General features: G+C 63.8%; 16 protein-coding genes. 8 read left to right on the top strand and 8 right to left on the bottom strand.

Features of this window, described 5'->3' with window-relative positions:
- Positions 1–75: 75 nt before the first annotated feature.
- From LB555_RS13345 to LB555_RS13330, 4 genes are all read right to left on the bottom strand, one after another.
- Positions 76–1,077 carry an LLM class flavin-dependent oxidoreductase gene (locus LB555_RS13345; RefSeq protein WP_140719225.1) on the bottom strand — a complete coding sequence of 334 codons (1,002 nt, stop codon included), beginning with the start codon at positions 1,075–1,077 and terminating at the stop codon, positions 76–78.
- Complete coding sequence (locus LB555_RS13340; protein ID WP_224683041.1) at positions 1,074–1,907, bottom strand: arylamine N-acetyltransferase family protein; 834 nt, start codon at positions 1,905–1,907, stop codon at positions 1,074–1,076. Before LB555_RS13340 ends, LB555_RS13345 begins: the two co-directional genes overlap by 4 nt.
- Before the next feature lie 70 nt (positions 1,908–1,977).
- Positions 1,978–3,147: an AI-2E family transporter gene (locus tag LB555_RS13335; RefSeq protein WP_224683040.1), complete on the bottom strand. Its 1,170-nt coding sequence runs from the start codon at positions 3,145–3,147 to the stop codon at positions 1,978–1,980.
- Between the two features lie 393 nt (positions 3,148–3,540).
- Positions 3,541–4,602, bottom strand: coding sequence for an LLM class flavin-dependent oxidoreductase (locus LB555_RS13330; protein ID WP_015314445.1), 1,062 nt, complete (start codon positions 4,600–4,602; stop codon positions 3,541–3,543).
- 339 nt (positions 4,603–4,941) lie between these two features.
- On the opposite strand from LB555_RS13330, the gene LB555_RS13325 reads away from it, so the two are divergent.
- On the top strand, positions 4,942–5,370 hold the full coding sequence (locus tag LB555_RS13325; protein ID WP_015314444.1) for a DUF6481 family protein: 429 nt from the start codon (positions 4,942–4,944) through the stop codon (positions 5,368–5,370).
- A gap of 156 nt (positions 5,371–5,526) precedes the next feature.
- Here LB555_RS13325 and sugE read toward each other — a convergent pair whose 3' ends face one another.
- Both sugE and LB555_RS29295 read right to left on the bottom strand, forming a co-directional pair.
- A complete protein-coding gene (sugE, locus tag LB555_RS13320) occupies positions 5,527–5,841 on the bottom strand; it encodes a quaternary ammonium compound efflux SMR transporter SugE (protein WP_224683039.1) in 315 nt (104 codons plus the stop codon).
- Positions 5,842–6,039: 198 nt separating this feature from the next.
- Positions 6,040–6,165 (bottom strand): hypothetical protein, encoded by a 126-nt coding sequence (locus tag LB555_RS29295; protein WP_015314442.1) that lies wholly within the window; start codon positions 6,163–6,165, stop codon positions 6,040–6,042.
- 210 nt (positions 6,166–6,375) lie between these two features.
- Here LB555_RS29295 and LB555_RS13315 point away from each other — a divergent pair, with 210 nt between their 5' ends.
- The 3 genes from LB555_RS13315 (at position 6,376) to LB555_RS13305 (ending at position 8,788) form a co-directional block, all read left to right on the top strand.
- Positions 6,376–7,185 carry a transglutaminase-like domain-containing protein gene (locus LB555_RS13315; protein WP_224683038.1) on the top strand — a complete coding sequence of 270 codons (810 nt, stop codon included), beginning with the start codon at positions 6,376–6,378 and terminating at the stop codon, positions 7,183–7,185.
- Between the two features lie 118 nt (positions 7,186–7,303).
- Entirely contained in the window at positions 7,304–8,257 is a 954-nt protein-coding gene (locus LB555_RS13310) for a cation diffusion facilitator family transporter (RefSeq protein ID WP_140711717.1), read from the top strand.
- A gap of 126 nt (positions 8,258–8,383) precedes the next feature.
- The gene (locus LB555_RS13305) at positions 8,384–8,788 is read left to right on the top strand and encodes a GFA family protein (RefSeq protein WP_015314439.1); all 405 of its coding nucleotides are present in this window, start codon (positions 8,384–8,386) and stop codon (positions 8,786–8,788) included.
- 3 nt (positions 8,789–8,791) lie between these two features.
- Here LB555_RS13305 and LB555_RS13300 read toward each other — a convergent pair whose 3' ends face one another.
- Positions 8,792–10,048 (bottom strand): DNA recombination protein RmuC, encoded by a 1,257-nt coding sequence (locus LB555_RS13300; RefSeq protein ID WP_015314438.1) that lies wholly within the window; start codon positions 10,046–10,048, stop codon positions 8,792–8,794.
- A gap of 103 nt (positions 10,049–10,151) precedes the next feature.
- Here LB555_RS13300 and def point away from each other — a divergent pair, with 103 nt between their 5' ends.
- Genes def through truA form a run of 4 tightly spaced genes read left to right on the top strand, consistent with a single transcriptional unit; the run spans position 10,152 to position 12,919 of the window.
- Positions 10,152–10,682, top strand: coding sequence for a peptide deformylase (gene def, locus LB555_RS13295; protein WP_224683037.1), 531 nt, complete (start codon positions 10,152–10,154; stop codon positions 10,680–10,682).
- A 4-nt stretch (positions 10,683–10,686) separates the two neighbouring features.
- Positions 10,687–11,640, top strand: coding sequence for a methionyl-tRNA formyltransferase (fmt, locus tag LB555_RS13290; protein ID WP_224683036.1), 954 nt, complete (start codon positions 10,687–10,689; stop codon positions 11,638–11,640).
- Entirely contained in the window at positions 11,637–12,143 is a 507-nt protein-coding gene (locus LB555_RS13285) for a GNAT family N-acetyltransferase (protein WP_224683035.1), read from the top strand. The genes fmt and LB555_RS13285 overlap by 4 nt, the downstream gene beginning before the upstream one ends.
- A gap of 23 nt (positions 12,144–12,166) precedes the next feature.
- Positions 12,167–12,919, top strand: coding sequence for a tRNA pseudouridine(38-40) synthase TruA (gene truA / locus LB555_RS13280; RefSeq protein WP_140789939.1), 753 nt, complete (start codon positions 12,167–12,169; stop codon positions 12,917–12,919).
- Between the two features lie 31 nt (positions 12,920–12,950).
- On the opposite strand, the gene LB555_RS13275 is transcribed toward truA, so the two are convergent.
- Positions 12,951–13,583 (bottom strand): hypothetical protein, encoded by a 633-nt coding sequence (locus tag LB555_RS13275; RefSeq protein ID WP_015314433.1) that lies wholly within the window; start codon positions 13,581–13,583, stop codon positions 12,951–12,953.
- Positions 13,584–13,585: the final 2 nt, after the last annotated feature.

The following is a 13,585-nucleotide window of genomic DNA, read 5'->3' as shown; positions in this document are numbered from 1 at the left end:
CAGGGCTCGCTGTTGCGAAGGATACCCCGCACTTAGCAGAGCATCGACGTCGGCAAAAGCTCCAGGCCGCCTGTTTCAGGCCGCTTGCGACAACGATCTATGCGCCTCGGCCAAAATCTCGAAGGAGCGCACGCGGGCGGCGTGGTCCGATATCTGCGCCGTGACCATCAACTCGTCGGCGCCGGTGCGTCGCACGAACGCATCGATGCCTTGCCGGACTGTTTCCGGTGAGCCGACGACGGCGCAGGACAGCGCCTGGCTGAGCATGGACTTGGCCATCGGGTCGAGATCCCGGTCATAGTTCTCGACCGGGGGCGGCAATTTTCCGGGCCTGCCGGTGCGCAGATTGACGAAGGCCTGCTGCAGCGAGGTAAACAGCAGCCGCGCCTCTGCGTCGGTGGGTGCCGCGAAGACGTTGAGGCCGAGCATGACATGCGGCTTTTCGAGCTGCTCCGACGGCTGGAAGCGCGAGCGGTAGATGTCCAGCGCATGATCGAGTTCCGCCGGCGCGAAATGCGAGGCGAAGGCGTAGGGCAGGCCGAGCATGGCGGCGAGCTGCGCGCCGTAGAGGCTCGACCCAAGAATCCAGATCGGCACCGTCTGGCCCTCGCCGGGCACGGCGCGCAGACGCTGGCCTTCCTCGGCCGGCAGGAAATAGCCCATCAGCTCTACGACATCCTGCGGGAAATTGTCGGCGCCGGCCTCGAGATTGCGCCGCAGCGCGCGCGCCGTGTTCATGTCGGTGCCGGGAGCGCGACCGAGGCCAAGGTCGATGCGGCCAGGAAACAGGGCGGCGAGCGTGCCGAATTGCTCGGCGATCACCAGCGGCGCATGGTTGGGCAGCATGATGCCGCCGGCGCCGACACGAATGGTTTTGGTGCCGCCGGCGACATGGGCGATGACGACCGATGTGGCCGCGCTGGCGATGCCCGGCATATTGTGATGTTCGGCCAGCCAGTAGCGCTTGTAGCCCAGCCGCTCGGCGTGGCGGGCGAGATCGAGCGAATTGGCGAGCGATTGCGAGGCATCGCTGCCTTCGACGATCGGCGACAGGTCGAGAACGGACAGTTCGGTCATATACTGGTCTCCACGATCTTCTTCTCGCGCACCCGGGCCTCGAAGGCCTTGCGGTCGGGAATGGTGATGCCGAGCTGGCCTTCCAGCGTGTCGGCAAGTTCGGCGGCGGTGGCGATCTGCTTCTGCTCGGTGCGGCCATCGACGTGATGGATCGATAGGCGATCGCCGCGCAGCGCATAGCGCCGGTCGGGCGCGGCGCGGGCCGCTATGACGGAGGTGAGGAAATGCGATGCCGGGTTGGTCGACAGGAAGTAATTGGCGACGGAATAGTCCACCTCATAGTGCGGCTGCAGGTCGAAGCGATACAGCGAGCGCCAGTCGCCGCCGATCAAGGCCTGCAGGCGGAAATGATCGCCGGCCTCGATGATGCGGAATGTCTCGTGCGGCGTTTTTTGTTCCCGGCCGGGCTTCAGCAGCAGCGGCGCCGTAAGCGTCAGGCCGCCGAATCCGACGTCGGCGATATAGGTGTGGCCGTCAAGTTCGACGCGCAAAAGCATGTGGCTACGCGCCGTGATGGCGTCCTCGCTCTGACCCCAAAGCACACGCGCGGCAAGGCCGCCGACCTTGAAGCCGAGCGCCTTCAGCGTGTGCATGAAGAGGAGATTGTGCTCGAAGCAATAGCCGCCACGCCCACCAAGGACGATCTTGCCCTGCAGCGAGGCGACATCCAATCCGACCGGGCGTCCCAGAAACGGATCCATATTCTCGAACGGGATCGCCTGCGGATGCAGGAAATGGAGCGTCTTCAGCGTGTCGAGCGAAGCTTGTCCGGAACCGGCATGGCCGATCCGGGCGAAATAGGCGTCGAGGTCGAAGGGAACGTCATTCATCGGGAAGGGCACCGGGCACTGATCGGCCGGATATAGGCATTCGATCCCGCCGTCGCAAACCGTGCGCCGGTTATCCGGCTGCCGCGGCGTCCTGCTCGTCGGCTTCGTCCTCAACGACCGCGGTGTGTTGGGCGGCGAGAAAATTGCCGACATGGCTAAGGCTCTCGAAATGATCGCAGAACACCTTGACGACGACCAGCAGCGGCACCGCCATCAACGCGCCGACGAAGCCCCACAGCCATGACCAGAATGCGATGGCGATGAAGATTGCCACGGCGTTGATCTCGAGCCGCCGCCCGACCACCATCGGCGTCACGAACTGGCCTTCGATGATGTCGCACAAAACCAGGAAGGCAGGCGCCAACAGCGCATAGGCGATCGTGTCGAAGGTGATGAGCGCGATGACGGTGACCAGGACAAGCGTGATCATGGCCCCGACATAGGGCAGGAAATTGAGCAGGGCGGCCGCCGCGCCCCAGACCAAGGGATTGGGCATGCCGAGCGCCCACAGGCCGAGGCCGATGACCGTGCCGAGGCCGGTGTTGATGATGGTGACGGTGAGCAGATAGTGCGAGATTTCCCGCTCGACGTCGTAGACGACGCGCAGTGCCCGCTTCTTTTCGGTGAGGCTGGCGAAGGACTGGATGATCTTTTCGTAGAACATCGTGCCCGAGGCGAGCAGGAACAGCGACAGCACGAAGATGATGGTCAGGCTTGTTCCAGCCGACAGGATGTTGCTCGCCGCCGACGAGAAGAAGCCGGACTGCGCTACCGCGACCTTTTGCACACCCGGTTCCTGCGATGTCTCGGTCAGCCCTTCGATCTGGTGCGCGATGTCCATGATCCTCTCGAGCGGCCGTCGCAACTGCGCCAATCGCTCGGTCAGCTGCTGGCCGATGGACGATGTGTTGTTGATGAGATCGATGACAGGCCCACTGAGCACATAGCCGGCGCTTGCGAAGACGAAGATCGACACAAGCACCAGAAGCGTCGCCGAAACCACTTCGGGAATGCCGCGCTTGCGCAGCAGCCGCACGATCGGGGTCAGCGTCAGCGCCAGCAGGAAGGCCAGAATGACCGGCATGAAAAAAGCGCGCGCGAAATAGAGCGCATAGACGGTCATGAACAGGAAGATACCGATGAGCAACGAGCGCATGAGACGCGTATCGGCACGCGCCGCCAAACGCGACTCTTCGGCTTCGGCAACGCCTGCGCCCAAAGCGGTGGGTTCGGCCTTCATCGCGATCCCCTCGGCGGGCACATCACAACTGACGCAATCCGCAGACGGAAACGCCAGCGCTGCGTCAAGGTTCCGTTAGCCGGCACTGACGGCGTGGCCGCCGCCGAGCGGGCGCCGCCAATATAGCTCAGACCGACGGCTCGGCTGCGAGCGTTCCACGATTACATGCCGTGTAATTGAGTCCGGGCAGGTGGCGGGCCTGGTACGGGAGCAGGCCGGTCGGCACCCCCCAAACCGTCGCCGCCCAGGAACTGCGCATCGCATGCATGTTCCCAGCCGACGAGGCGACCGAAATCCATCATGCCGCGATGATGGATGCGGCCCTACACCGGGCAACGCGATAAGCATCCTCATCCAGGGCTCATGGAACGAGGCTCGCGGGCCTCCTTAAGTTCACGCGACAGGCGCCGCCACGGTCGGCGCGGATTTCGCGGTTTCCTTGCGTACGATCGGCGCCACCTTGGTGCCGTAGAGCTCGATCGCCTTCATGATCTTGGCGTGCGGCATGGTGCCGATCGCCATCTGCAGCAGGAAGCGGTCATTACCGAACACCCTGTGCTGGGTCACGATCTTTTCCGCCACCTGCTCCGGATTGCCGACGAACAGCGCGCCGTCGGGACCACGCGACTGGTCGAAATGCGCACGCGATGTCGGACCCCAACCGCGCTCACGGCCGATGCGGTTCATCACCTCGGCCTGGGGGCCGTAGAAGTCGTCCGCCGCCTGCTCGGTCGTGTCGGCGATGAAGCCATGCACGTTGATGCTGGTCGCCAACCCCGTCGGATCGCCGCCAGCGCGCTTGGCGGCCTCACGGTAGAGGTCGAACAGCGGCGCGAAGCGCGCCGGTTCGCCGCCGATGATGGCAAGCGCCAGCGGCAGGCCGAGCGCGCCCGCCCGAGCGGCCGATTGCGGCGTTCCGCCAATGGCGATCCAGACCGGCAGCCTGTCCTGGAAGGGCCTGGGATAGACGCCGCGATCGTTGATCGGCGCGCGCAGCCTACCCGACCAGGTAACCTTCACCTGATCGCGGATGGCCAGCAGCAGGTCGAGCTTTTCGGCGAACAGCTCGTCATAGTCTTCGAGGTTGTAGCCGAATAGCGGGAAGGATTCGATGAACGAACCTCGCCCAGCCATGATCTCGGCGCGGCCGCCCGACAGAAGGTCGAGCGTGGAAAACTGCTGGAAAACGCGCACCGGATCGTCGGAGGACAATACGGTCACCGCACTGGTCAGCTTGATGCGCTTCGAACGCTCCGCCGCCGCGGCCAAAGCCACGACCGGTGCCGAGGCGGCATAGTCCGGCCGGTGGTGTTCGCCGAGGCCGAAGACGTCGAGCCCGACCTGGTCGGCAAGTTCGATCTCCTCGATCAGGTTGCGCAGCCGCTCATGCGGACCGATGGCGCCGGGACCCGGCACAGGGCTCACATCGGCAAAAGTGTAGAGACCGAGTTCCATTTGGACGTCATCCCAGTGTGTTGATTGTTGCGCTAGGGTCGGATGATTTCAGCTCTGTTCGACCTGAAATCTGAATCCGACCCTAAATCGAAGAGATAGATAGAGCATGATATCGTCCGAAAACCGCTTCCCCCTTTTCGGCATCATGCTCCAGAGGTAGCGACGCGTCCGTCGCGCCGCCAGAGGCTGGCTGGTGAACAGTGCATGTCGATTTCGGCGGAAAATGCGTCTCCCGGGTGCAACATCCCGGAATTTCATGGCTGGCATGCCGTTTTGGCGCTTGAACTCCCGGTTTTCGCGCGTATGTAAGCGTCGCGAATAGACTTCAAGGAAGTGGACTTGGCTATCTACAGGGAAAAAGACATTTTCGAGCGGCGCAATGCCGCGACCGAGGCAAAGAAGGCGCTTCTGGAGCGCTTCAAGTCAAAGCCGGCAGCAGACGATCCCGCGGTGCTGGCACGACAGGCCGAACGCAAGGCGATCCTTGCGGCTCGTGAGATCCGCGAGGCCGAGAAGGCCAAGCTGAAGCAGGAAAAGCTGGCACGCGAGGCGATTGAGAAAGCCGAGCGTGAGGCAGCAGCCGAAGCTGCGCGCATTGCCGCCGAAGAGGCAGCGCAAGCGGATGCCAAGCTTCGGGAAGCTGAAGAGAACGAGCGTATCGCTCGTTTGCTTGCCGATGAAGCCGAGCGCAAGGCAAAGCGCGACGCACGCTATGCGGCACGCAAGCAGCGCACCGGCAGGACACCGCCCGGCTTTACGGGTCGCTAAGAGCGCACTCGCCTCGATGGATGATGAATGAGGGACGCGCAAGGCGCGGCCCTTTTTCGCGTTTGTCGCTGTTGCCCACGGGAAGCCTCCCTGCATTCAGGGATGTCGATTCATGGATGTCAGCTCGGTCGATAGCGTCAGCGGTGGACAGGCCATTCAGGCCGCGAATTTCAGCCCCATGATACCGCTGACGATCAACGCGATGCAGCCGAGCCTGATCGCCGTCGCGGGCTCGCCCAGCAGCCAGACGCCGAGCAGCGCCGTGCCGACGGTGCCGATACCGGTCCACACCGCATAGGCTGTGCCGACAGGCAGGGTCTTCAGCGCCAGGCCAAGCAAGGTCAAACTGACGATCATCGACGCGACCGTGAGCACGGTCGGAACAAGCCTGGTGAAGCCGTCGGTATATTTGAGCCCGATCGCCCAGCCGATTTCGAACAGGCCGGCGAAGAACAGAAGAACCCATGGCATCGGAACGCTCCATCCAGAACATCCGGCCGAAAGGTCTTCGGATGCTCAATCAAACAATGGGCGGGCCGTCCCAACCGGATTTCGGGAAATGCGAGGTCGTCCCCGCATCGTCGATATAGGGTGTCTGAACGCCCAATCAACAATTCGCCGGCGGCATGTCGGACGCCGCCGGTGAAATCCATGCACGCTTGGCGATATCTACTTTTCCTTGATCCTCGTCGCCTTGACCGGCGGCGCCTTCAGGGCCGGAGCGGCTACAGGCTTCTTGGCGTCTTTCTTTGGTTTGCGGGCTTCCTTGCCTGCCTTCATCGCACCTTTAGCCATGATTCGTTCCTCCATTTGCGGGAAACGGAGTGAAACAAGACAAACGCCAGACTGCAAGAGGCGAGTGCCTGCTGCCAGCGCCGGCAGGCCGCTTTCAACCGGTTTCTAATTGCTCGTAAACCCCGGCAGTCCATGCCATGCTTGTCTTCGCGCTGCAGCATCGACCCGTGCACCGCCGGGTGATCGTCAGGCAGGCCGGTCAGGACGACAATGCGGATCCATATCGGCTGCGAGATGAGCTTCGACTTTCCGCAGGAAACACCGCTCATCGCAATGCTCAGTGTCCACTATTCCCGCGCCTCCGATCTTGAGCGCCCGGATTTCCTGACCTCCAACCCGCCAGTGCCGATTGAGAGTTATCGCGACAGTTTCGGCAACTGGTGCAACCGGCTCGTCGCCCCGCCCGGGCGTTTCACTTTCGGTACGGATGCGGTGATCCGCGACTCCGGCACGTTCGAGATGGGCGAGTTGATGGCGTGGCAGCATGAGGTGCGCGACCTGCCGGCTGAAACGCTGCTGTTCCTGCTGCCCAGCCGGTTTTGCGAAAGCGACCTCTTGGCAAGCGAGGCATGGCGGCTGTTCGGCCATATGCCATCAGGCATCCCGCGCGTGCAGGCGGTGTGCGATTTCGTCCACAACCACATCGTCTTCGACTACGGCAACGCACGGGTGACGCGCACCGCCGCGGAAGCCTGGCGCGAACGGAGCGGCGTGTGCCGCGATTTCGCGCATCTTGCCGTCACGTTTTGCCGGGCACTCAATATCCCGACGCGCTACTGCACAGGCTACATCAGCGACATCGGCATGCCGAAGCCTTGGGCGAGCATGGATTTCTGCGCCTGGATGGAGGTTTATCTCGGCGGCCGCTGGCACGCTTTCGATCCGCGCAACAACGCGCCACGCATCGGCCGCATCCTGATCGCCTCCGGCCGCGACGCGGCGGATGTGCCGCTAACCCATATCTTCGGGCCAGGGTTGCTTGCGGGCTTCAAAGTGTGGACCGACGAGATCCAGGAATAGCCGGCCTTCCCGTCAGCAGGTTTCGAACACATTGAACGACCCGACGATTGGCGCGTTGTGATGGCTGTGCAACTCCGCGGCAGAGCCGCTACACTGCCTCGAAGGGGATAGAACCTGCATGGCTGGACACGGCGGCTCCAGAACGGTCATCTACGCGGCGCTCGCCGGCAATCTCGCCATAGCGTTGACCAAATTCGCCGCCGCCTTTTTCACCGGCAGTTCGGCCATGCTGTCGGAAGGCGTGCATTCGCTGGTCGATACAGGCAATGGCGGCCTGCTGCTCTACGGCATGCACCGGGCGGCACGCCCCGCGGACAGCTCGCACCCGCTCGGCCATGGCCGTGAACTCTATTTCTGGAGCTTCATCGTCGCCCTTCTGGTTTTCGCGCTGGGCGCCGGCGTGTCGTTCTACGAGGGCATCATCCACATCATGGCGCCGGAGCCGGTCGCCAACGCTAGGGTGAACTACATCGTTCTCGGCCTGTCCTTCCTGTTCGAAGGCAGCTCCTGGCTGGTGGCGCTGAAGGAATTCCGCAAGCAGAAGGGCAAGCAGGGCTGGCTGCAAGCCGTGCAATCGAGCAAGGATCCGAGCGTCTATACCGTGCTGTTCGAAGACAGTGCCGCCCTTCTCGGCCTGGCCGTCGCCTTTGCCGGCATATTGGCGGCGGAGATTTTCGAGATGCCCGAACTCGACGGCGCCGCCTCGATCGGCATCTCGCTCATCCTCGGCACGACGGCAATCTTCCTGGCGCGTGAAAGCAAGGGCCTGCTCATCGGCGAGCCGGCCTCACCCGAGGTGCAGAGGAAGGTGCTGGCGATCGTCCAGCAGGATCCGGCGGTGCAGCGGGCGAACGGCGTGCTGACGGTGCATATGGGTCCGGAAGAAATCGTCGCCGGCCTGAGCATCGAATTCGAGGACCATTTGTCGGCGCCGGAGATCGAGGCCTGTGTCGAGCGCATCGAGGCGCGGTTGAAGAAGGAGATGCCTGAGATCACGCGGCTGTTCGTCAAGCCGCAGACGTCAGGCACCTGGGAAAAGCGGCGCAAGCTGATCGAATCCGCGTCCGGATAGATTCGAGTACGAACTTTGCGACACCGCGGTGCACTTTTCGGGATTCTGGCCTCTGGACCAGCGCCCCGCCGTTGCCTCGGGTCTCCGTGCCGCTAAAATCAGCCGATCGAAGTTGGAGGAATGACAATGAAGATCGACGGCGGCTGCCATTGTGGCGCCATCACCTATGAGGCGGAGGTCGACCCGGAGAAGACCTCGATCTGCCATTGTACCGATTGCCAGCAACTGACCGGTACGGCATTTCGCGTTACCGTTCCTGCGACGGAGGATCACTACCGGATCACCAGCGGCGAACCGAAGATCTACATCAAGACCGTGGCGAGCGGCGCCAAGCGAACGCAGGCTTTTTGTGCCGACTGCGGCTCGCATCTCTATGCGACATCGGTCGGCGACGGTCCGAAGGTCTATGGGATCAGGGTCGGGACCTCGCGGCAGCGCCAGAACCTGGTCCCGAGACACCAGAAATGGCATCGGTCGGCGCTGCACTGGCTTCCGGAATTCGAGGGTATGACGACGGTCGAAGAGCAGTAGCGTTCAGTCGTCGCCTTCGACGACCCTCAATCTCAGCTGCCCGGTCTTTGAATCGGCAGCGCGCGGTGCGGCCTCCACCTTGGCAGGGGCGCCGCCGCGCGGGGCATCGGGCTCGCCTTCTCCGAATTCCAGCGCCTCGATCTTCTGGCCACGCTTGGTCACCTTCGAGGTCGAGACGAGTATGTCTTCGATGTCCTTGGCCGACTGGCCGAAATGGCCCTGCAATTTGCGCACCCGCTCGTCGACACGCTGGACGTCTTCCATCAGCCTGATGACTTCGCCCTGGATCAGATGCGCCTGCTCGCGCATGCGCGCATCCTTGAGGATCGCCTGGATGACCTGGATCGACAGCATCAAGAGCGAAGGCGAGACGATGATGACGCGGGCACGGTGCGCCTTCTGGACAACCGCTTCGAAATTCTCGTGGATTTCGGCGAACACCGATTCCGACGGCACGAACATGAAGGCGGTGTCCTGGGTTTCGCCCTGGAGCAGGTATTTTTCCGAAATGTCGCGGATATGGACCTCGATATCGCGGCGGAAGGCCTGGGCCGCGACCTTCTGCAGGTCGGCGTTATCGGCGGCCCGGATGGCATTCCACGCTTCCAGGGGAAATTTGGCATCGATGGCAAGCGACGGCGCGCCGTTCGGCATTTTCACCAGGCAGTCCGGCCGGCTGCCGTTCGACAGCGTCGCCTGGAATTCGTAGGCGCCGTGCGGCAGGCCGTCGGCGACGATCGCCTCCATGCGCGACTGGCCGAAGGCGCCGCGCGTCTGCTTGTTGGAGAGGATCGCCTGCAGCTGCACGACCTGGCCGGCCAGCGACTGGATGTTGCCTTGCGCGGTGTCGATGACCGCCAGCCGCTCCTGCAGTTTCGCGAGGCTCTCATGCGTGGACTTGGTCTGCTCGGTCATGGTCTGGCCGATGCGGCCGGTCATGGCGTCGAGCCGCTGGCCGATCGACTGCGTCAATTCGGCTTGGCGGGCGCCGAACACTTCGGCGATGGCGCCCATGCGGCCCTGCATCTCGGCCTGGGATTGCAGAATGCCGGCCATCCGCGCCTCGGCGTCGCGGGCATGGTCGGCGGCTTCCGCTGCGGCGACCGCGCGCGCCTTGGCCGAGCGCCACAGCGCGATGACGAGCGCCACGAACAAGCCGAGAAACAGCAATGTGGCGACGGCCAAGACGTGGCCGAGCGTGATAGTCGAGGCGCCGAGCCGTGCGGCGGGCTCCGAAAGGATGGTGCTCAGATCATTCATGTGGACAGCATAGCCGATTCGGCGGTCTGGCACAGATCAAAACGTGAACGAGGCGCAGGCGCACCGGTTGACGCCTTTCTATTGAGGTCTTAGGTGAAACGCCATGCCGATCAAGCCGCTCATCATTCTTCCCGATCCCATCCTGCGCCAGGTCTCCAAGCCGGTGGAGCGCGTCGACGCGCCGGTGCGCAAACTTGCCGAAGATATGCTGGCGACCATGTATGACGCACCCGGCATCGGGTTGGCGGCAATCCAGGTCGGCGAGCCCCTGCGCATGCTGGTGATCGATCTCGCCAAGGAAGACGAAGCCCCGGCGCCACATGTCTTCATCAATCCGGAAATTCTCGAAAGCGCCGCCGCGCGGTCCGTCTACGAGGAAGGCTGTCTGTCGATCCCTGATTACTATGCCGAGGTCGAGCGCCCGGCTTCGGTGAGGGTCAAATATCTGGACCGTGACGGCAAGCTGCAGGAGATCGAGGCCGAGGGGCTGATGGCAACCTGCCTGCAGCACGAAATCGACCACCTCAACGGCGTGCTGTTCATCGACCACATCTCGAAGCTGAAGCGCGACATGGTGGTGAAGAAGTTCAAGAAGCTCGCCAGGGACAAGGCGCCAGGCAAGCTGGTGGGATAGGGCAATGCCCCTTCGCGTCATCTTCATGGGCACGCCGGAGTTTTCGGTGCCGACGCTGCGCGCCATCGCCGAGGCTGGCCACGAGATTTCAGCCGTCTACACGCAGCCACCGCGCGCCGCCGGCCGGCGCGGGTTGGAACTGACGCCGTCACCGGTGCAGCGCGAGGCCGGGCGGCTTGGCATCGAGGTGCGTGCATCGGCATCGTTGAAAAGCGAGGCCGAGCAGGCCGCTTTTGCCGACCTGGGCGCCGATATCGCCGTGGTCGTCGCCTATGGATTGCTGTTGCCCAAGGCAATTCTTGACGCACCCCGGCTTGGCTGCGTCAACGGCCACGCATCGCTTTTGCCGCGCTGGCGTGGCGCCGCGCCCATCCAGCGCGCCATCATGGCTGGAGATACCGAGACCGGCATGGTGGTGATGCGCATGGAGGCGGGGCTGGATACCGGCCCGGTGGGACTGGTTGAAAAATGCGCCATCGGCCCCGATATGACAGCCGGCGATCTGCATGATCGGTTGATGAGTGTCGGCGCTGCCCTGATGGTGGAAGCGTTGGCGCGGCTGGAACAGAACACCCTGGCATTTACCGCGCAGGCGGCCGAAGGGGTGACTTACGCCAGGAAAATCGATAAATCCGAGACGCGCGTGGAGTGGACACGGCCCGCGGCCGAGGTTCACAACCATATTCGTGGCCTGTCGCCGTTTCCCGGCGCCTGGTCCGAGATTGAAATTGGCGGCCGTATGGAACGGCTGAAACTGCTTCGCTCGACGCTATCCGAAGGCGTGTCGCCTTCGGAAGATTTGGGCGAGTCGGGAGGAATTCTCGATGACCGGCTGACGGTCGCCTGCGGAAAAGGCGCGGTCAGGCTGGTCGAAGTTCAACGTGCGGGCGGAAAGCCCGCCGCCGCGTCGGAATTCCTGCGCGGAGCCAAGATCGAAAAAGGACTGAAATTCTCATGAGCATGATGTCGATACGCGCGGCGACGCCGCGGGACCGCGAGGCCATCCGCCTCGTCGAGGAACACGCTTTCGGCCAGCAGACGGAGGCCGGACTGGTCGACGCGTTGGTGACCGGCGGTGACGCCGTCGTCGAACTGGTGGCGGAAGAGGACGGCCAGGCCGTCGGCCATATCCTGTTCTCACGGCTGTTCGTGCAGAGCGGCGGCAAGAGTTTTGCCGCCGTGGCGCTTGCCCCGCTGGCGGTGGAGCCTTCCTTTCACGGCTCCGGCATCGGCGGCGCCTTGATCCGCGAGGCTCATATCCGGCTCAAGGACGCCGGCGAGACACTGGCCGTCGTGCTGGGCGATCCGGCCTATTACGGCCGTTTCGGCTATAGCCACGCCCGCGCCGAAAAGTTCGAGAGCGAATACCAGGGCGAGGCGCTGCAGGCGCTGGCCTGGGGCGACGCTCCCGAAGCCGGCAGGCTGGTCTACGCCTCCGCCTTCACCGCTCTCGCCGCCTAGGCGGGGGCGTATAGCCGACCGGCATGCCGCGTTTTCGCCTCGATATCGAATATGACGGCAGCCTGTTTGCCGGCTGGCAGCATCAGGCCGACCAGCCTTCGGTGCAGCAGGCGATCGAGCAGGCGATCGAGAAATTCTGCGGCGAGGCGGTCCGGCTGCGCGCCGCCGGCCGCACCGATGCCGGCGTGCACGCGACCGCGCAGGTGGCGCATGTCGACCTTGCCAGGGCGTGGCCCGACGACAAGGTGCGCGATGCCGTCAATGCACACCTGCAGGCGGCCGGCGCGCGCATCGTCATCCTGAAGGCCACGATCGTCCCGGACGATTTCGATGCCCGTTTCTCCGCCATTGGCCGGCACTATCTCTACCGCATCCTCAACCGGCGGGCGCCCTCGGCGCTGGAAAAGGGTAAGGTGTGGTGGGTGCCGAAGCGGCTCGATGCCGCCGCCATGCACGAGGCGGCGAAGCTCCTGCTCGGCCGGCACGACTTCACCACCTTCCGCTCGACGCAGTGCCAGGCCAACAGCCCGATCAGGACATTGGAGCGGCTCGATGTGAGCCGGGCGGGCGATGATCTGATCGAGGTGAGGGCATCTGCACGATCCTTCCTGCACAACCAGGTGCGCTCGATGGTCGGCTCGCTGAAGCGGGTCGGCGACGGCGGCTGGACATCGGGCGACCTCAAGGCGGCGCTCGAGGCGCGAGACCGCGCCGCCTGCGGGCAGGTAGCGCCGCCCGACGGGCTTTTTCTCATCGGCGTCGATTATCCCGGGTAGAACCCTGGTTCTGCCGGGTAGAACCCTGGTTCTATCCAGGATAAAGCCCGGAAAGGCTCTGGGCCCCGACATCGTCCGGCACGGAGATGCCAAGCAGCATCTGCAGTCCGAACAGGACCAGCAGCGAAGCGACGAACATGCCGACGAAAACTGCGGTGCCGAAGGCAGCGCCCCTGCCGATCGTCGCGTTGGTCATGCGCCAGGTTAGCACCATCGACAGGGAAAATAACAGCAGCGACACAAGGCTCGAGACCTGGCTTGCCGAGGACAGGAAAAGCCTGATCAGCGCCGAAGGCAGCATCAGCCAGGCGGTGATCGCCGAGGCCCAGTTGCTGGCCACGACATAGTGGACGAAGCGCCCGCCAATGCCGGCGCGCCGCGCCACCAAGGCGAGCGCCACCAGCGGCAGTACCCAGGAGCCGATATCGACTGTCGCCAGTCGCACCAGCATGCTGAAGCGGCCGGCGAAGGCATCGGGATCGCCGATCTCGTTGGCGATGCCGACCCAGCCGACGATCAGCGCCGGTGCCGCGACGATGATGGCGAAGAACGAATTCCAGAAGCCGTCGGCCGTGAGGTCGAGCAGGCGCAGGCCGTCGGCCTTGCCGAGCATCAGCCGCCAGGCGCCGGTCAGCGAAGCTTGGGTTTCGTCCGCCGAAAGCATGC

The sequence above is a fragment of the Mesorhizobium sp. BR-1-1-10 genome, assembly GCF_020165595.1.
GTDB classification, from domain to species: Bacteria; Pseudomonadota; Alphaproteobacteria; order Rhizobiales; family Rhizobiaceae; genus Mesorhizobium; species Mesorhizobium australicum.
Note: the sequence above shows the minus strand (reverse complement) of the source record. Positions and strands in the feature narration are given on the sequence as shown.